Origin of the sequence: Burkholderia sp. Nafp2/4-1b (genome assembly GCF_003635165.1) — a bacterium.
Lineage (GTDB): Bacteria > Pseudomonadota > Gammaproteobacteria > Burkholderiales > Burkholderiaceae > Burkholderia.
This window is the reverse complement of record NZ_ML058628.1, coordinates 42,287-59,687: the sequence shown is the minus strand read 5'-3', so window position 1 is coordinate 59,687 and position 17,401 is coordinate 42,287. Positions and strand designations below refer to the sequence as shown.

Here is a 17,401-nt window from a genome sequence, read left to right as displayed (position 1 = left end):
GCGATGAGACTCGACAGCTACGCCGGGCAAGCGGTGATGATCACCGGCGCCGCGAGCGGCTTCGGCGCGCTGCTCGCGAGCGAGCTGGCCGCGATGGGCGCGCGTCTGGCGCTCGGTGACGTCAACGACGCCGCGCTCGAACGCGTGGCCGCGCAGTTGCGCGCGGGCGGTGCGGACGTGATCGCGCAGCGCTGCGACGTGCGCGTCGAAGCCGACGTCGCGTCGCTGGTCCAGGCGGCGGTCGCGGGCTTCGAACGGCTCGACGTCGGCATCAACAACGCGGGTATCGCCCCGCCGATGAAGGCGTTGATCGATACCGACGAAGCTGATCTCGACCTGAGCTTCTCGGTGAATGCGAAGGGCGTGTTCTTCGGGATGAAGCACCAGATCCGCCAGATGCTCGCGCAGCGTCAAGGCGTGATCCTGAACGTCGCATCGATGGCCGGGCTCGGCGGCGCGCCGAAGCTCGCCGCCTATGCGGCGTCGAAGCACGCGGTGGTCGGGCTCACGAAGACGGCCGCGCTCGAATACGCGCGCCACGGCATTCGCGTGAACGCGGTGTGCCCGTTCTACAGCACGACGCCGATGGTCACCGACAGCGATATCGGCGACCGCCAGGACTTTCTCGCGCAGGGCTCGCCGATGAAGCGGCTCGGCCGGCCCGATGAAGTCGTCGCGGCGATGCTGATGCTGTGCGCGAAGGAAAACACCTATCTGACCGGGCAGGTCGTCGCCGTCGACGGCGGCGTGTCGGCCTTCTGAATCGAACGAACGGAAACACGGAATCTCGAGGAGTCGATCATGGACTTTGGCTACACCCCGAAAGTGGAAGAACTGCGCGAACGCGTGCGCGCGTTCATGGATGCGCACATCGTGCCGCGTATTCGTCAGTGGAACGAGGAAGTGCATGCGGGGCAGTATCCCGTGTCGTTCATGGAAGAACTGAAGGAGCGCGCGAAGGCCGAAGGGCTGTGGAACCTGTTCCTGCCGCACCTGAAGGACGACGAGCCCGGCACGGGCCTGACCAACCTCGAATACGCGCCGCTCGCCGAGATCATGGGGCGCGTGGCCTGGGCGTCGGAGGTGTTCAACTGCAATGCGCCGGACACCGGCAACATGGAGCTGCTGCACATGTTCGCGACGCCCGAGCAGCGCGAACAGTGGCTGCTGCCGCTGCTGCGCGGCGAGATCCGCTCGGCGTTCGCGATGACGGAGCCCGACGTCGCTTCGTCGGACGCGACCAACATCACGACGCGCATCGAGCGCGACGGCGACGACTACGTGATCAACGGCCGCAAGTGGTTCATCACGAACGCCGCGCATCCGAACTGCAAGATCTTCATCGTGATGGGCAAAACCGACCCGCAGGCGGAATCGCACCAGCAGCAGAGCATGATCCTCGTGCCGCGCGACACGCCGGGCGTGACGATCCTGCGCAACATCACGGTGGTCAATCACTACGCGCCGGAAGGGCACTGCGAGATCACGTTCGACAACGTGCGCGTGCCGGCGCGCAACCTGCTCGGCGAGGAAGGCAGCGGTTTCGCGCTTGCGCAGGCACGCCTCGGGCCGGGCCGCATCCACCACTGCATGCGCTCGATCGGTGCGGCCGAACTCGCGCTGGAGCTGATGATCGACCGCGCACAGTCGCGCGAGGCGTTCGGCAAGCCGCTGAACCGGCACGGCACGATCGGCGAATGGATCGCGCGTTCGCGCATCGAGATCGATCAGGCGCGCCTCTTGGTGCTGAAGGCCGCATGGATGATCGACAAGGTCGGCGCGAAGGCCGCGCGCAAGGAAATCTCGATGATCAAGGCGCTCGTGCCGACCGTTTATACCGATGTGTGCGACCGCGCGATGCAGGTGTTCGGTGCGATGGGCCTGAGCCCCGACACGCCGCTTGCCGATTTGTGGACCTGGGGCCGCGCGCTGCGCTTCGCCGACGGTCCGGACGAGGTTCACCTGCAGGCGATCGCGCGCATGGAGATCAAGGACGCGGTGCGCGGGTCGACGGAACCGTACCTGACGCGCCCGCCGCGCGGCTGAGCGGCGCGACGTGGACGAACGATTGGCGCACGCCGTAAGATCTCGGCAAGGAGATCCGGCGATGCGCCTTTCGAAGATTGATCTGAACCTGTTCGTCGTATTCGAGGCGATCTACAACAAGCGCAACCTGACGCGCGCGGCCGAGGTGCTGAACCTCACGCAGCCGGCCGTCAGCAATGCGCTCGCGCGGCTGCGCAAGACGCTGAACGATCCGCTGTTCGTCAGCACGCCGGCCGGGATGATGCCGACCCCGATGGCCGAGAACATCGTCGGCCGCGTGCGCGAGGCGCTGCAGCTGCTCGATTCGAGCGCGCATGAAGGCGACGTGTTCGATCCGGCCTCGTCCGAACGCGTGTTCCGGCTCAGCATGAGCGACCTGACCGAGGCGCTGCTGCTGCCGGCGCTCGGCGAACTGCTGCAGACGCATGCGCCCGGCATGCACGTGCGCAGCTACACGATGGACCGCCGCGAAGTGGCCACCGCGCTCGCGAACGGCTCTGTCGACATCGCGATCGATGCACCGCTGATCGGTGATCCGCACCTGCACCAGGCGCTGCTCGTGCGCGACCGCTACGCGTGCATGATCCGCGACGATCACCCGTTCCGCGGCGACACGCTGACCATGGACGACTACCTGTCGATGGGTCACATCCACGTATCGAGCCGCCGCAAGGGCAGCGGGCACGTCGATGCGGAGCTGACGCGGCTCGGGCTGCGCCGCAACATCCAGATGCGCGTGCAGCACTACATGGTCGCGCCGCTGATCGCGATGCGCGGCGATCTCGCGCTGACGGCGCCGCTCAGGCTGCTGCAGCGCTATCCGGCGCGGATTCTCGAACTGCCGTTCGAGATGCCGGCGCTCGAATACTTCTGCTACTGGCATCGCAGCGCCGATCAGGATCAGGGCAGCCAGTGGCTGCGCGAGCAGTTGATGATGCTGATGGGCGGGATGGGGGAATCGCGGTGATGTGAGCGTGCCCGCTCAATACGAATCGTCGTCGAAGCGCGAGCGCGCCGGCCGGCGCTTCATGTCCTTCAACCAGTCCCTGACCTTGTCCGGATCCTCGAACTCGCGCAGCGCGACGCTCAGGTCCTGGTTGCTGCGCTGCATGCCGGCGATGTCGCGCGTGAGGATGCGCATCACGGTATCGGGTGCGACCTTCGTGGACGGCGCGATGCCGTACGTGCGCCGGAAGTCGTTCTCGACGTGGACGATCTCCTGATCGAGCTCGCGCAGTTGTTCCTCGAGGATGCCGTTGTAGCGCGTGAGCCGCGCTTCGCTGAGGCCGTCAATCGCACGCCGGTCGATCTGCTCGATCTCCAGCTGCAGTTCGAGGAGTTGCAGCAAATTGCCCTTTTCGTAAGCGCGATTGACCCGCTGCATCAGCACGGTCTTGCGTTGCTGTTCCTGCGGATCGGTTTCGCGATCGGGATGCAACGCGCTTGCGAGCTTGCGATAGATCTCGCGGATCGATTTGTTCGATTCGGCCTGTTCGGCTTCGATCCGCGCTTGCGCGGCCGATTGCTTCGGCGCTTTCTTGCGCTTCGCGCGCTGGGCCTCGCGGGCCGCATGAGCGGCCATGTCGCGCTCGAACTGCGCGTCGAGTTCGGCTTGCATGCGCTCGGCGAGTTCGTCGGGGGACAGCGAGTCGAGATCCTCCGGCGTTTGCGATTGCGGTTCGGGCTCCTGTTCCCGTTCCGTTTTGGTGGGCTCGGGAGCGGCCGCTGCGTGGCCGGTGTGCGCGGATCCGGCATGCCGGTTGTAAATAATCTTCAGCGTCGCGTCGTCGCTCACGTTCAGCAAATCGCCCGCCATGTCGGCGATCAGGTCGGACAGCGTGCGCTGCTCGGCCTTGCTCAGGCCCTTCTGCAGGAACGCGTCGTCGAGCAGATGGATCAGCTGGATTCGCAGCGCCGTCGCTTCCTGTTCGAGCGGCAACAGCCCGTCGACGAATTTCTTCTGGAACGCCGGCATCACGGCTTCCCACGCGCCGAGCCGCTCACGGCGCTTTTCGATGTGTTTGACGAGCGTATTGAACGTTGTCTGGGCTTTGGACAGACTGGCTGTCTCGTGACCGGGCGCGATGGCAACCGCGGCACCGCGACGTGCGGTCATGATTAATATCCTCCGGCCGCGGCAGGGGGCGCGGCAGGGCGGTATTTTAGCCGGACCGGCGCGCGCCGGTGCGCCGATGCCGACGCGTTACAGCACCGCCATCGATTCCGTCATGTTCTGCTTCATGTAGTCGAGGAAGCGCTTCTGGAACAGCATCGTGTGCTCGTGGGCGGCACGTTCGGCGGCGTCCGCGTCGCGGCGCACGATCGCGTCGATCAGTTCGTCGTGATCGCGGCCGAGCTTCGCGGCCGTCGGCGAACTCACGGTGAAGTCGAAATGCAGGTGGAGCAGGCGCTGCCCTTCGCCGAGCAGCCGTTCGTAGTAGCCGACGAAGTACGGGTTGTTCGCTGCATGCGCGATCGCCATGTGCAGCGCCTTGTTGGTCTCCGACATCGCCTGGAAGTCGCCGCTCGCGACGGCTTCCATGTATACGTCGTCGGCCTTGCGGATCTTTGCGAGGTCGCCTTCGGAACGCTGCGTGGCCGCGAGCCGCGTGACCGCACGCTGGATCAGATCGAGCGCCGAGATGTATTTCGGGAATTCCTCGATCTCGAATGGCGTGACGAGCGTCGTTCGGTTCGGCAGGATCGTGACGAGCCCTTCGCTGCTCAGTCGCGCGATCGCGTCGCGCACCGGCGAGCGCGACAGCCCGAACTGCGCGGCGAGCGAGATTTCGTCGAGCTGTACGCCCGGCTTCAGCTTCAGCGTCAGGATCTGCTTGCGCAATTCCTCATACACGTACCGCCCGCCGTGCCGGCGGCCGCCCCCTTCGGTTTCAACGGCCTCTTTGCTCATCTCGCTACCCTTCCTGTAATCGGCCCGGTTCGCCGGGCGCGCTCTGGAGTTTAGCATCGCGTCCTCACGTGCCCGACGCCGCGGACGACCCAAATCCGTCGCCCCACGTATCGCTGAGCATGAACCCGGCGGCGAGCGGATCGTCGGGGTCGACGCCGAGCTGCTGGAACCCGAACACCCATGCGCGCCCGGTCACGCGCGGCAGCACGGCCGGCCGCCCGCCCACTTCGGTCGTGCCGAGCAGCTCGACGCGGAATTCGCCGCCGATCGTCGAGCGCGACGTGAGCACGTCGCCGACCTGCACGCGTCCGCGCGCGGCCAGCGTCGCGAGGTTGGCCGAGCTGCCGGTACCGCACGGCGAGCGGTCGACGCGGCCGGGCGGCAGCGTCGTGCAGGTCTGGTAGACGGTATCGTCGACGCGGTTGCGGAACATCACGTACGCGACCTCGTCGATCTCCCGGAACAGCGGATGCTGCACGGCGACCTGCCGATTGATGATCTCCTTGAGCCGCACGCCGTGCGTCGCGAGTTGCCGCGCGTTGCCGGGCGCGATGTCGAGCCCGATCTGGCCGACGTCGACGAGCGCGTAGTAAACACCGCCGAACGCGATGTCGACCTTGATCGTGCCGAAGTCGGGCGTGTGCACGTCGACGTCGAGCTGTTCGACGAATGCCGGCACCATGTCGAGCGAGACGCCGACGCAGCGGCCGTTGCGGCACGCGGCCCGCGCGGTGACGAGCCCGGCCGGCGTGTCGAGCACGACCGTGGTCTCCGGTTCCCGCATCGGCACCATCCCGAGTTCGAGCAACGCGGTCACGACGCAGATGCAGTTGCTGCCCGACATCGGGTGCGCCTTGTCGGCCTGCAGCACGATGAAGCCGGCGTGCGCTTCCGGCCGTGTCGGCGGCAGCAGCAGGTTGACCGACATCTGCAGGCAGCCGCGCGGTTCGAGCACGACCAGGCGCCGCAAGCTGTCGTCCGTCTCGTTGATGTAATTCATCTTGTCGAGCATGGTCTTGCCCGGCACGTCGAGGACGCCGCCGGTGATGACCTTGCCGATCTCGCCCTCGCAATGCACGTCGACGAGCTGCAGCGTTTTGTTCCAGCGCATGATCGATTCACCTTCGTCTTACTTGATATACCAGCCCCATGGCTTGTCGCTGTCGTAGCGCGTGATCTGCTTGATTTCCAGGTAATTGTTCAGGCCCCACTCGCCGAGCTCGCGCCCGATCCCGCTCTGCTTGTAGCCACCCCACGGCGCCTCGGTGAACGTCGGCTGCGAGCAGTTGATCCACACGATCCCCGCGCGCATCGCGCGTGCTACGCGCTCGCAGCGCGGCAGATCGGCCGACATGACCGCTGCCGCGAGACCGAAGCGCGAATCGTTGGCCGAGCGTACCGCTTCGTCTTCGGTATCGAATGGCCGCACGCACACCACCGGCCCGAAAATTTCCTCGCGCCAGATCCAGCTGTCTTCCGGCACGTCGGCGAACACGGCGGGCTCGATGAAGTAGCCGCGTTCGAGATGCGCGGGCCGCGCACCGCCCGTCACGAGCCGCGCGCCTTCGTCGCGGCCGCGCGTGATCGCCTCCCGCACCTTGTCGTACTGCCCCCGGCTCACCAGCGGGCCGAGCAGCACGCCGTCGTCGCGGCCGTTGCCGATGGTGATTTTGCGCGCTTCCTGCGCGAGCCGCTCGACGAGCGGGGCATACAGCGAGCGCTCGACGAGGACGCGCGATGTGGCCGAACACACTTCGCCCTGGTTCCAGAAGATGCCGAACAGGATCCATTCGACCGCCGCTTCGAGATCGCTGTCGCCGAACACGATGAACGGCGACTTGCCGCCGAGTTCGAGGCTCACGTTCTTGATGTCGCGTGCGGCCGCCTTCATGATCCGGCTGCCGGTCGGCACGCTGCCGGTGAACGCGAGCTTGTCGATGCCCGGATGCTCGGCGAGCGGCGCGCCGGCGTCTGTACCGAGGCCTGTCACGACGTTCAGCACGCCGGCCGGCAACCCGGCCGCGTCGGCGATGCCAGCGAGTTCCAGCGCGGTGAGCGGCGTCAGTTCGGACGGCTTCAACACCATCGTGCAGCCGGCCGCGAGCGCCGGTGCGACCTTCCACGCAGCCATCAGCAGCGGGAAATTCCACGGGATGATCGCACCGGCCACGCCGATCGGCTCCTTGCGGACGACCGTGCTGAAGCGTTCGTCCGCGAGCGGCACAGGCGTCTCGGCGCTGCCGTCGAGCTGTTCGGCGAGCCCCGCATAGAAGTCGAAGCAACCGGCGGCGTCGCCGAGATCCCACAGCGCTTCGGGCAGCGGCTTGCCGTTGTCGCGCACTTCGAGTTCGGCCAGCTCGGGCAGGCGGTCGCGAATACCTTGCGCGATCGCGCGCAGCACGGCGGCGCGCTGCGCGCCGCTCATGCGCGGCCACGGGCCTGCGTCGAAAGCGCGGCGGGCGGCGTTGACCGCGGCGTCGATGTCTTCAGCGGTGGCGGCGGCCACCTTTGCGATCACCGTTTCATCGCTCGGATCGAGCGTATCGAAGGTACGGCCCTGAACGGGCGCTACCCAGCGGCCGTCGATGAAAAGTCGTTCGTAGGATTGCATGAAGAGTCTCGTAGGTCAGGCGAAGCGATAAGCGCTGAACGGCGCCAGGTCCTGCCGCGTCGGGCGGCCGGCCACGAGATCGCCGACCAGGCGCCCCGTGGTTGCGCCGAGCGTGAGCCCGAGCTGGCCGTGGCCGAACGCCATGATGACGTTCGGCAGTCGCTTCGAGCGGTCGATCACCGGTTTCGTGTCGGGCAGGAACGGCCGATAGCCGACGCCGTATTCGACGCGGGCGGTTTGAAGCTCGGGCAGGATGCGTTTGGCCTTCTCCAGGATGATGTCCGCGCGCCGGAAGTTCGGTGCCGCATCGCGGCCCGCGAACTCGATGGTGCCACCGATCTGCAGCCCGCGTGTCATCGGGCTGAAGCAGAAGCCGCCGTCCGCGTAGATCACGGAGTGGCGGAACTCGACGCCCGGCTCGGTCACCAGCGCCTGGTAGCCGGCGATGCCTTCGAGCGGCACGCGCACGCCGAGCTGGCCGAAGAATTGCCGCGAGCCGGTGCCGGCCGCCACCACCATGTGATCGGCCGCGAGGCGCTCGCCGTTCGCGAGCGTCACGCCGGTCGCGCGTCCGTCGGCTTCGTCGATGCGCGTGGCATTCGCACGGATGCGGCGTCCGCCTTGCGCTTCGAAGCTGGCGGTGAGCGCCGCGATGAAGCCTTCGGTATCGTTGACCGCGCGCCAGTCGGGGAACAGCAGCCCGTGCTTGAACCGGCCGGCGAGCGGCGGTTCGAGATCGCCGATGTCGGCGGCGCTCAGCCGCTGCGACGCGAAGCCGAGCGATTGCCGCAGTTCCAGATGCGGTTGCTCGTGCGCGATGCCCGCCGGATCGTCGAATACTTCCAGCACCGGGCGCTGGCCCAGCAGCGCGCGGTCGCCGCACGCATCGAGCAGCGGCGCGTAGTCGGAATAGACGTCGTGCGTGAGCGTGGCCATAGCCTGCGCGATCGACACGATCTTCGCGTGGCGGGCCGACGCGACGAACCGGAAGAACCACGGCAGGATGCCGGGCAGCGCGCCGGGCCGCAGCGCGAGCGGCCCGTTCTGGTCCATCAGCCAGCGCGGCACCTTCAGCAGGATGCCGGGTTTCGACAGCGGAATGACCTCGCTGACCGCCATCTGCCCGCAGCTCCATTTCGCGGTGCTGTCGCCGGGCGCGGCCGGATCGATCAGGGTGACGGCGCGGCCGTCGCGCTGCAGATAGAGCGCGCAGCACACGCCGACGATCCCGCCGCCGATCACGACGGTCGTTTCCTCGCGAGCGGTGCCGGGCGCGGCGGCCGCATGGTGACGCGGAATCGCGTTCAATTGACGAACTCCTGCAGGCTGAAGCCGTGCGCATACGGCTGGGACGCATCGACACGATACTGCGCGCGCCCGGTCACCCATGCGCGTCCTTCGATGCTCGGCCGCACCGCGTCGAGCCCGCTGTCCAGGCGTGTGACCGACTCGACGCGGCCGATGAAGCGGCTGCCGATCAGGCTCTCGTGGCAGTAGGCGTCGCCGGCGTTCAGCCAGCCGCGGGCGAAGCGCTGCGCGACGCGGGCCGAACTACCGGTGCCGCACGGCGAGCGATCGACGAGGCTGTCGCCTGCGATTACCACCGCGCGCCCTTGTGCGTCGTCCGCGATCGGCTTGCCCGTCCACATGCAATGCCGCACGCCGCGAATCGCCGGGTGATCGGGATGCACGACGTCGAGCGCCGTGTTCACCGCGCGCTGCACGTCGCGGCCCCACGCCAGCAGCTCGTCCGGCGTGAAGTGTTCGCAACCGGGGAAGTTCGGCTGGACCTCGACTATCGGATAAAAATTGCCGCCGTACGCGATATCGACGGCCAGCGTGCCGAGCGCGGGAACGTCGATCTCGACGTCGCGCGCGAGCAGGAAGCTCGGAACATTGGTGAAGCGCACTGACTTCACGCGAGCGCCGTCCAACTCGTAGCGCGCGACGATCTGGCCGGCCGGCACGTCGACCGTCACCGTGCCCGGCTGCTTCGGCGCGACGAGACGCTCCTCGATCGCGAACGCGATCGAGCCGATCGTCGCGTGGCCGCACATCGGCAGGCACCCCGACGTCTCGATGAACAGCAGGCTGAAATCGGCGTTGTCGCTGACCGGCGGATAGAAGATCGTCCCCGACATGTGCGCATGGCCGCGCGGCTCCAGCATCAGCGTGCGGCGCACCCAGTCGTGATGCGCGACGAAGTCCTCGCGGCGCGCGTTCATCGTCGCACCTTGCAGCGCCGGCGCACCGTCGATCACCATGCGCACCGGCATCCCTTCGGTATGGCCTTCGATACAGGTAAAGCTTTGAATCGTCATGTTTGAATTCCCCGGTCGGCGTACCGGCGCCCAACGGCGCCAGTACGGAAGCGCATTGCGGTATTACGCCTGCGACGCCTCGAAGATCGTGCGGAACTCGGCCTTCTCCTGATCCGTCAGCGGCTGCAGCGGCATGCGTGCATTGCCGACCTTGAAGCCGGCCAGCTCGCAACCGTACTTGACCTTCTGGATGAACTTGCCCGACTCCATGCTCGCCATCACCGGGAACAGCGAGCGCATCACGTTCTGTGCACCTGCGACATCACCGGCCGAGAATTTGTCGTAGAAGCTCACGACCTGTTTCGCGAAGCAGTTCGCCGGCCCGCAGATCCAGCTCGTCGCGCCCCACAGGAAGAAGTCGAGCGCCTGGTCGTCGGAGCCGCACGACAGCTGGTAGTGGTCGCGGTATTTGCCGCCGATCTCGATCGCGCGCAGCAGGTTGCCGCTGCTTTCCTTGATGCCGATCACGCGCGGATGATCCTTGAACGCGTCGAGCACGCCGAAGCCGACCTCGACGTTGGTGCGCACCGGGTAGTTGTACAGGATCACGTTCACGTCGGTCACCGCCGCGAGAATCGCGTCGTAGTGGCCGATCAGTTCGTCCTGCGACGGCAGCGCGTAGTACGGCGGCGCGATCAGGATGTTCGTGTAGCCGGCATCGCGCGCCTGGCGAACCTGCTCGATCACTTCGCGCGTCGAAGAGCCGTTCGCGCCCGCGATCAGCGTGCCGCGGCTGCCGACCACTTCGCGCACGGTCTTCATCACCGCGCGGCGCTCATCGTTCGTGAGCGCGTAGTACTCGCCGGTCGACCCGAGCGGCACGAAGCCGCTGACGCCCGCGGCGAGCTGAAATTCGAGGATCGACGCGAGCGTGTCGTGATCGACCGCGCCCGACGCATCGAACGGCGTGACGAGGGCGGGCAGAATGCCTTTCAGTTGCATGAGATTTCTCCGGCTTTGGTGAGAGCGTTGCGAGTTAGTAGGCATAGCGCCTGAGCATCCTGGACTCCACTACGCCGACCAGTCGGGTCAGCGGAAAGGCGACGAGGAAATAGATGATGGCGACGGTCGTCAGGAATTCGACGGGCCGCGCGGTGCTATTCGACACGTTCTGGCCAACGAACATCAGGTCGGCGATTCCCACCGACGAAATGAGCGCGCTTTCCTTGAACAGGCTCACGACGTTCGACAGCAGCGGCGGGATCGCGCGCAGCAGCGCCTGCGGAAAGATCACGTAGACGATCTTCACGTGCGGCGACAGGCTGAGCGCGATGCATGCGTCGTGCTGCTCGCCGGCGATCGACTTCAGTGAACCGCGGAACGTCTCGCTCGTGATCGCGGCCATGTACAGCGTCAGCGAGATCAACACCGACAGGTACGGCGGAATCGGCAGCCGCAGCACCACCGGGAAGCAGAAGAACACCCAGAACAGCTGGATCAGTAGCGGCGTGCCGCGGAAGAATTCGACGAACGCGGTGACTGGCCCGCGCAGCCAGCGCGACGGCGACATCCGCAACAGGCTCAGCACGAAGCCGAGCAGGCTGCCGACGAGCGCGCACGTCGCGGTGAACGCCAGCGTCAACGCGAGGCCTTTCGCGAGCACGAGCCAGTACGGCCAGACGACTGAAAAATCGAGATTCACGACGGGCTCCTCAGCGCTGGACGGCGACGTCCTGGCGGCGCTCGATGACGTTGACGAGTTTCGCGATCGGCAGCGACAGCGCGAAATACACCAGCGCGACGACCGAATAGGTTTCGAGCGGCCGGTACGCTTCGGTCGCGATGCTCTTCGCGACGTACATCAGATCGCCCACCGCGACGATCGCGACCAGCGCGCTTTGCTGCAGGCTGCCGATGCCATTGGTCAGCAGTACGGGCATCGCGCCGCGCAGCGCCTGCGGCAGCACGACGAAGATCGTGCGCTGCCACGGCCGCAGGCCGAGTGCCACCGCCGCGTCGAGATGCTCCTTCGGCACCGCCTGCACACCGGCGCGGTACGCTTCCGCGTTGAACGCGGTGAGGTTCAGGCCGAGCGCGAGCACGCCCATTGCGACCGGGTCGATGAACACGTCGACCATCATCGGGATGCAGTAGAAGAACCAGATGATCTGCAGCAGCGCGGGCGTGCAGCGGAAGAATTCGATGAAGAGCTGGGCGGGCCAGCGCACGATCGTCCAGCGGCTCATCGCGAGCAGGCACAGCGCGAAGCCGAGCACGAGGCCCATCGCATTCGCGGAGACGGCGAGTACGACGGTGACCTTCAACCCGTCGAGCAGCGCGCCGACGCTGCCGGCGAGGAAGCTGAAATCGAAGTGATAGTTCATGGCTTCGGCCTCAGTCGAGATGCAGCACTTTCTCGAGGAATTCGCGCGTGCGCGCTTCCTTCGGACACTTGAAGATCTGGTCCGGCGCCCCTTGTTCGACGATCTTGCCGTTCGCGCAGAACACGACGCGCGTCGCGATGTCCTTCGCGAAGTGCATGTCGTGCGTGACGATGATCATCGCCATCTTCTGCTCGGCGAGCTGCAGCATCACGTTCTGGACTTCGACGACCATCTCCGGATCGAGCGCGGACGTCACTTCGTCGAACAGCATCAGCTTCGGTTCGAGCATCAGCGCGCGGGCGATTGCCACGCGCTGCTTCTGGCCGCCGGACAGCTGGCTCGGATATGCATGCAGCTTGCTTTCGAGTCCAAGGCGCGCGAGATACATGCGGGCGCGCTCGGTCGCATCCGACTTCGACAAGCCGCCGACGCGCACAGGCGCGAGAATCAGGTTGCCGAGCACCGACAGGTGCGGAAACAGCGTGTAGTGCTGGAACACCATGCCGATCTGCTTCTGCAGCTTCGCGTCGATGCGCCAGCCGCCGCGGGCGTCGCCGCCGCGGATGTACGACGCGCCCTGGAACGCGATCTCGCCGCGCTGGATGCCTTCGAGTCCCATCATCACGCGCAGCAGCGAGCTCTTGCCGCTGCCGCTCGGGCCGATGATCACGAGCCGGTCGTCGACTCGCATGTCGAGGCTCATGCCGTCCATCACGACGAGGTTCGGGCCGTAGGCCTTGTGCACGTCGCGCAACTGCACGAAATCGCCGTCCGGCGCGGACGCGGCGACGCGCGTGGTCGAAAGGGGATGCATGGCCGACCGGACGGCCGTCGTTTGAGGCGACAACATGACTGTCTCTCCAGCGGCGCCCGAGCTCGGCGCGCAAAGTGCGAATCGGAAAACCGGTGCCCGGCGGGCTTCGCCGGGCCCGCAGGTAGCGCGGTGCGTGCGGCCGGCGCTTATTTGCCGGGCACGAGCATCGCTTGCACGGACGTCTTGATCAGGCGGTTCACCGCCCCCGACTTGACCTGCTGCACGAGGTAGTTGTTGAGCACGTCGAGGTCGGCCTTCGGCGTGTCCTTGCGCAGGCCGAACGCGACTTCCTGCTGTGCGAGCGGCGGCGCGGGGTCGAAGCTCGCCGCCCAGTCCGAGTGCGCTTCCGTCAGCAGCATGTTGGTGATGTTCGCGTCGGCGAGCAGGTCGGCGCGCTTCGAGATCAGCGACAGGCGCGTCTCGTCGTTGCCGGGCAGCCGCATGATCCGCGCCTGTTTCAGTTCGGCCGAGATCGCCTTGTCCTGCGACGTGCCGGACATCACCGCGACCGTGACGTTCGGCTTGTCGATGTCGGCGAGCGAGCGCAGGGGCTTCGCGATCTTGGGGTTGTTCTTGTTGTAGACGAACGAGACGTTGTAGTCGGTCGCCGGCGCGGAGAACGCGACGGCTTTCTCACGCTCAGGGGTGTCGTTCAGCGCGAGCGACAGATCCCACTTGTCCGATTGCAGGCCGGCCACGATGTTGTCCCAGCTCGTGTCGACGAATTCGACCTTCACCTTCAGCACGTTCTGCCCGAAATCGCGGCACAGATCGGAGAAGAAGCCGCTGTAGGCGCCCGTCTTCGGATCGCGCATCACGTACGGCGGCGCGACCGCGGCGCCGCACCGCAGGACGCCGGCCTTCTTCACGGCAGCCCAGGTGTCGGGCCCGGCGGCGTATGACGGCGCGGCTGCGACGAGCGATGCCGCCGCGACGGTGCACGCGGCGATCTGACGGGTGAAACAAGACAGTCGATTCATGGTGACCTCACTTGAGATGGGTAAACCCGCACGTCTGCTGTTTTCGACACACATCGATGTGTGTTTTATTGTGTGCAACGTTGTGTGCATATTAGAGGGGCAAAAATCGCCGTGTCAACGAGAAGTTGGGCTGTGACGTGATCGGGTTTTCCCCGGGGCGTATGCGGGGCGGTGCTGGAAGGCAGGCGGAGAAAGGCGGTACGACGTATGACCGGGGCGCGGTTAAGCCGGGTCGGTGCGGGAAAGATCAACGGAATGCTGCGGACGGTTGGAGTGGGGGCCGCGTGCGGCGCGAGTGTCGGTCGGAAGAAGGGGATGGGTGAATGGGGTGCCGTCGTGCTGGGCGCCGACGGCACCGCAGATCGGCCGGCGAACGGAGGGACACAACGCCGCCCGGACCGCCGCGCCGGTCGACGCGAGCACGCGCGTCAGCGTGCCGATACGCCACTCGTTTGCAACCGCGTATTCGGGCAGCAGCGCGATGCCGCTGCATCGGCGCGCTGTTCACGGTAATCGACGCATCGAACTGGATAGCATCGGGCGTGCCGTTAGTGCTGGCCCACCAGCAAGTTCTCACAGCGACGGGGAGGCGGACGAACCGGTCGTGGTTGAGGCCGGGCGCCACGGCGCGGCCGCGTCAGGCATGCAACCGTGCGATGGGACCGATTGCGTTGGAAGAAAGAGGGCGCTGCGGTGCGCACGGCGCCCAAGTCGGATTTCCGGCCGGGTCGGTCGGTTTTACTTATCGCCCGGCGCATGGGCCGGCCGGAATGCCGATCGTGGGGCACGCAAACTGAAAGGAAAATGGGGCGCGCGAAGTGGTTGCGTGAGCAACCATATGCCCGATGCGGCAAGCATGAAGTCGCCGCACCGGTGGCCTCAGAACAATTGCCCCTGCCCCGAAATCACGCGCTCGAAGTCGTCGCGCAGGAACGGCAGGATCGCATCGGCGACCGGCTGCAGCTGGCGGCTCACGTAAAACGCATAGTCGATCGGCGAGCGCATCGTCTCGAGCGGCTCAGGGCCGGCCGTCGTCATCACGTAGCTGATCCATCCGCCGCGCTGGTATTGCAGCGGCCGGCCCTGCGCGGCATTGAATTCGTCGGCGATCCGCGCGGCGCGCACATGCGGCGGCACGTTGCGCTGATATTCGCTCAACGGTCGCCGCACGCGCTTGCGATAAATCAGTTGCGCGTCGTATTCGCCGGCAAGCGTGCGCTGCACGTAGTCGCGGATGAAGTCCCGGTACGGCTCGCGCTTGAACACGCGCCGATAGAGCTCGCGCTGGAATGCCTGCGCGAGCGGCGTCCAGTCCGTGCGCACCGTTTCGAGCCCCTTGAACACGAGATCCTCGCCGCCGTTCGCCGCGCGCGCGAGGCCCGCGTAGCGCTTCTTGCTGCCTTCTTCCGCGCCGCGCACGGTCGGCATCAGGAAGCGGTGGTAGTGGCGCTCGTACTGCAATTCGAGCGCGCTCTCGAGCCCGAAGCGATCGCGCAGGTGCGCGTGCCACCAGTGGTTCACATGCTCGACGAGCGCGCGGCCCTTCGCGGCGGCCGCATCGTCATCGTGTTCGCTTCCCAGCCACACGAAAGTCGAATCGGTGTCGCCGTAGATCACTTCGTAACCCTGCGCTTCGATCAACTCGCGCGTACGGTGCATGATCTCGTGGCCGCGCATCGTGATCGACGATGCGAGGCGAGGATCGAAGAACCGGCAGCCGGTCGAACCGAGCACGCCGTAGAACGAATTCATGATGATCTTCAGCGCCTGCGACAACGGCGCGTTGCCCTGACGCTTCGCTTCGTCGCGACCTTCCGACACGCGCCGCACGATGTCGGGCAGGCAATGCGCGGTGCGCGAAAACCGCGCGCCGAGAAAGCCGGGCACCGACGTGTCGTCGCCCGGATGCGCGAGCCCTTCGATCAGCCCCACCGGATCGATCAGAAACGTGCGGATGATCGACGGATAGAGGCTCTTGTAGTCGAACACCAGCACCGAGTCGTACAGGCCCGGCCGCGAATCCATCACGAAGCCGCCGGGGCTGTTCTGTCCGACGACGTCACCGAGGTTCGGCGCGACGTAGCCGAGCCGGTGCATGCGCGGCAGGTACAGGTGCGTGAACGCGGCGACCGAGCCGCCGGTGCGATCGGCCGCGAGGCCCGTGACGGTCGCGCGTTCGAGCGCGAAGGACAGCAGGTCGGCCTTCTCGAAGATGCGTGTGACGAGTTCGCAGTCCTTCAGGTTGTAGTGCGCGAGCGCGGGCTTGTCGTGATCGAAGCGGCGCTGGATCTCATCCATCCGCTGATACGGATTGTCGATCGACTTGCCTTCGCCGAGCAGCGACTGCGATACATATTCGAGGCTGAACGACGGGAACGTCCACGTCGCCGACTTCAGCATGTCGATACCGTCAAGGATCAGGCGGCCGGCCGCACCCGCGAAGAAGTGGTCGGGCTGCTGGCCGTGCGCGCGCCACTCGAGCACGCTGCCGCCGCGCCCAAGCTTCAGCGGCACGCCGTACTGCTCCGCATGCGCATGCAGGATGCGCAGGTCGAACTGCACGAGATTCCAGCCGATCACTGCATCGGGATCGTGCGCGTCGAACCAGTCGTTGAGCCGCGCGAGCATCTCGGGCCGGCTGTCGCAGTAGTCGAGCCGGAAATCCGCCGCCGGCGCGTCGCCGTTTGGCGGCCCGAGCATGTAGACCTGCCGCTGTCCGCAGCCTTCGAGCGCGATCGAATACAGTTCGCCGTGCACGCTCGTCTCGATGTCGAGCGACACGCAACGCAGGGTCGGGCGATAGCCGATCGCGGGTTTCAGTTCGCCGTCGGTCAGCGTGCCGTCGCGGCCGGCCGCGCCGCGAAACAGCACGGGCGCCGTGATGAAGCGCTCCATCGTGTAACGGTCGGGCGGCTGCACGTCGGCTTCGTAGACGTCGACACCGGCCGCGGCCAGGCGTTTCTGAAGTCCGGACAGATGGCGATAGCGCCGGCAGTAGAGGCCGGCCACCGGACGCTGGCGGAAGTCGCGCAGCGCGAGCGGGCGCAGTTCGGCGTCGTGCTCGCCGGCCAGCGTGCGTTCGGCGAGCGCTTGCTGCTCGGCCGGCACGAACGCGACGGCTTCCTGCGGGCGCAACCGCACGCGGCGCGGGCCGTGTTCGGTTGCCAGCCAGAACTCGATCTCTATGCCGGACGCGGTGTCCCGCCAGTGGCGGGTGAGGATGAAACCCTGCTCGAAGTCCGTCAAAACGCTTGCTCGTCGTGGATGCCCAGGCGGCGAATTTTAGCGCCTGTCCGCGGTTCCCGCCGAAGGCGGCGCCATTGGCATCAGGTGACAGGAAGCCGCCGCGCGACGCGCGACCCGATGCGTGCGGGGTCGGTCGGCCGCAGCAGGA

The 17,401-nt window shown here is 66.5% G+C and carries 15 protein-coding genes; 3 read left to right on the top strand and 12 right to left on the bottom strand.

The genetic code is table 11. The features are described 5' to 3' along the window. The first annotated feature begins 3 nt into the window (after positions 1–3). From C7H84_RS32380 to C7H84_RS32370, 3 genes are all read left to right on the top strand, one after another. On the top strand, positions 4–762 hold the full coding sequence (locus C7H84_RS32380) for a glucose 1-dehydrogenase (protein ID WP_121862624.1): 759 nt from the start codon (positions 4–6) through the stop codon (positions 760–762). A 39-nt stretch (positions 763–801) separates the two neighbouring features. Beyond that, on the top strand, positions 802–2,046 hold the full coding sequence (locus C7H84_RS32375) for an acyl-CoA dehydrogenase family protein (protein WP_121862623.1): 1,245 nt from the start codon (positions 802–804) through the stop codon (positions 2,044–2,046). Between the two features lie 61 nt (positions 2,047–2,107). Further along, on the top strand, positions 2,108–3,013 hold the full coding sequence (locus C7H84_RS32370; protein WP_121862622.1) for a LysR family transcriptional regulator: 906 nt from the start codon (positions 2,108–2,110) through the stop codon (positions 3,011–3,013). Positions 3,014–3,028: 15 nt separating this feature from the next. Here the strand turns inward: C7H84_RS32370 and C7H84_RS32365 are convergent, their stop codons facing one another. The 12 genes from C7H84_RS32365 to C7H84_RS32305 form a co-directional block, all read right to left on the bottom strand. After that, positions 3,029–4,162, bottom strand: a complete 1,134-nt coding sequence (locus C7H84_RS32365; protein WP_121862621.1) for a J domain-containing protein — start codon at positions 4,160–4,162, stop codon at positions 3,029–3,031. An 87-nt stretch (positions 4,163–4,249) separates the two neighbouring features. Then, entirely contained in the window at positions 4,250–4,957 is a 708-nt protein-coding gene (locus C7H84_RS32360; protein WP_175884188.1) for a GntR family transcriptional regulator, read from the bottom strand. 64 nt (positions 4,958–5,021) lie between these two features. After that, positions 5,022–6,068, bottom strand: a complete 1,047-nt coding sequence (locus tag C7H84_RS32355; RefSeq protein ID WP_121862620.1) for a proline racemase family protein — start codon at positions 6,066–6,068, stop codon at positions 5,022–5,024. 18 nt (positions 6,069–6,086) lie between these two features. Continuing rightward, a complete protein-coding gene (locus C7H84_RS32350; protein ID WP_121862619.1) occupies positions 6,087–7,568 on the bottom strand; it encodes an aldehyde dehydrogenase family protein in 1,482 nt (493 codons plus the stop codon). Between the two features lie 15 nt (positions 7,569–7,583). Beyond that, the gene (locus tag C7H84_RS32345; RefSeq protein WP_205611487.1) at positions 7,584–8,876 is read right to left on the bottom strand and encodes an FAD-binding oxidoreductase; all 1,293 of its coding nucleotides are present in this window, start codon (positions 8,874–8,876) and stop codon (positions 7,584–7,586) included. Further along, on the bottom strand, positions 8,873–9,889 hold the full coding sequence (locus tag C7H84_RS32340) for a 4-hydroxyproline epimerase (protein WP_121862618.1): 1,017 nt from the start codon (positions 9,887–9,889) through the stop codon (positions 8,873–8,875). Before C7H84_RS32340 ends, C7H84_RS32345 begins: the two co-directional genes overlap by 4 nt. Before the next feature lie 63 nt (positions 9,890–9,952). After that, positions 9,953–10,831, bottom strand: coding sequence for a dihydrodipicolinate synthase family protein (locus tag C7H84_RS32335; protein ID WP_121862617.1), 879 nt, complete (start codon positions 10,829–10,831; stop codon positions 9,953–9,955). A 34-nt stretch (positions 10,832–10,865) separates the two neighbouring features. Beyond that, positions 10,866–11,531: an amino acid ABC transporter permease gene (locus tag C7H84_RS32330; protein WP_121862616.1), complete on the bottom strand. Its 666-nt coding sequence runs from the start codon at positions 11,529–11,531 to the stop codon at positions 10,866–10,868. Between the two features lie 10 nt (positions 11,532–11,541). After that, positions 11,542–12,213 (bottom strand): amino acid ABC transporter permease, encoded by a 672-nt coding sequence (locus tag C7H84_RS32325; RefSeq protein WP_121862615.1) that lies wholly within the window; start codon positions 12,211–12,213, stop codon positions 11,542–11,544. Positions 12,214–12,223: 10 nt separating this feature from the next. After that, the gene (locus tag C7H84_RS32320; protein WP_121862614.1) at positions 12,224–13,063 is read right to left on the bottom strand and encodes an amino acid ABC transporter ATP-binding protein; all 840 of its coding nucleotides are present in this window, start codon (positions 13,061–13,063) and stop codon (positions 12,224–12,226) included. A gap of 110 nt (positions 13,064–13,173) precedes the next feature. Further along, complete coding sequence (locus tag C7H84_RS32315) at positions 13,174–14,007, bottom strand: transporter substrate-binding domain-containing protein (protein ID WP_121862613.1); 834 nt, start codon at positions 14,005–14,007, stop codon at positions 13,174–13,176. Between the two features lie 879 nt (positions 14,008–14,886). Continuing rightward, a complete protein-coding gene (locus C7H84_RS32305) occupies positions 14,887–17,253 on the bottom strand; it encodes a DNA polymerase II (protein WP_121862612.1) in 2,367 nt (788 codons plus the stop codon). Between the last annotated feature and the right edge of the window lie 148 nt (positions 17,254–17,401).

Coding starts and splice junctions, on each gene's coding strand:
- C7H84_RS32335 (WP_121862617.1), bottom strand. CDS start 10,831: ATGCAACTGAAAGGCATTCTGCCCGCCCTCGTCACGCCGTTCGATGCG.
- C7H84_RS32355 (WP_121862620.1), bottom strand. CDS start 6,068: ATGCGCTGGAACAAAACGCTGCAGCTCGTCGACGTGCATTGCGAGGGC.
- C7H84_RS32360 (WP_175884188.1), bottom strand. CDS start 4,957: ATGAGCAAAGAGGCCGTTGAAACCGAAGGGGGCGGCCGCCGGCACGGC.
- C7H84_RS32320 (WP_121862614.1), bottom strand. CDS start 13,063: ATGTTGTCGCCTCAAACGACGGCCGTCCGGTCGGCCATGCATCCCCTT.
- C7H84_RS32375 (WP_121862623.1), top strand. CDS start 802: ATGGACTTTGGCTACACCCCGAAAGTGGAAGAACTGCGCGAACGCGTG.
- C7H84_RS32315 (WP_121862613.1), bottom strand. CDS start 14,007: ATGAATCGACTGTCTTGTTTCACCCGTCAGATCGCCGCGTGCACCGTC.
- C7H84_RS32380 (WP_121862624.1), top strand. CDS start 4: ATGAGACTCGACAGCTACGCCGGGCAAGCGGTGATGATCACCGGCGCC.
- C7H84_RS32325 (WP_121862615.1), bottom strand. CDS start 12,213: ATGAACTATCACTTCGATTTCAGCTTCCTCGCCGGCAGCGTCGGCGCG.
- C7H84_RS32365 (WP_121862621.1), bottom strand. CDS start 4,162: ATGACCGCACGTCGCGGTGCCGCGGTTGCCATCGCGCCCGGTCACGAG.
- C7H84_RS32370 (WP_121862622.1), top strand. CDS start 2,108: ATGCGCCTTTCGAAGATTGATCTGAACCTGTTCGTCGTATTCGAGGCG.
- C7H84_RS32340 (WP_121862618.1), bottom strand. CDS start 9,889: ATGACGATTCAAAGCTTTACCTGTATCGAAGGCCATACCGAAGGGATG.
- C7H84_RS32350 (WP_121862619.1), bottom strand. CDS start 7,568: ATGCAATCCTACGAACGACTTTTCATCGACGGCCGCTGGGTAGCGCCC.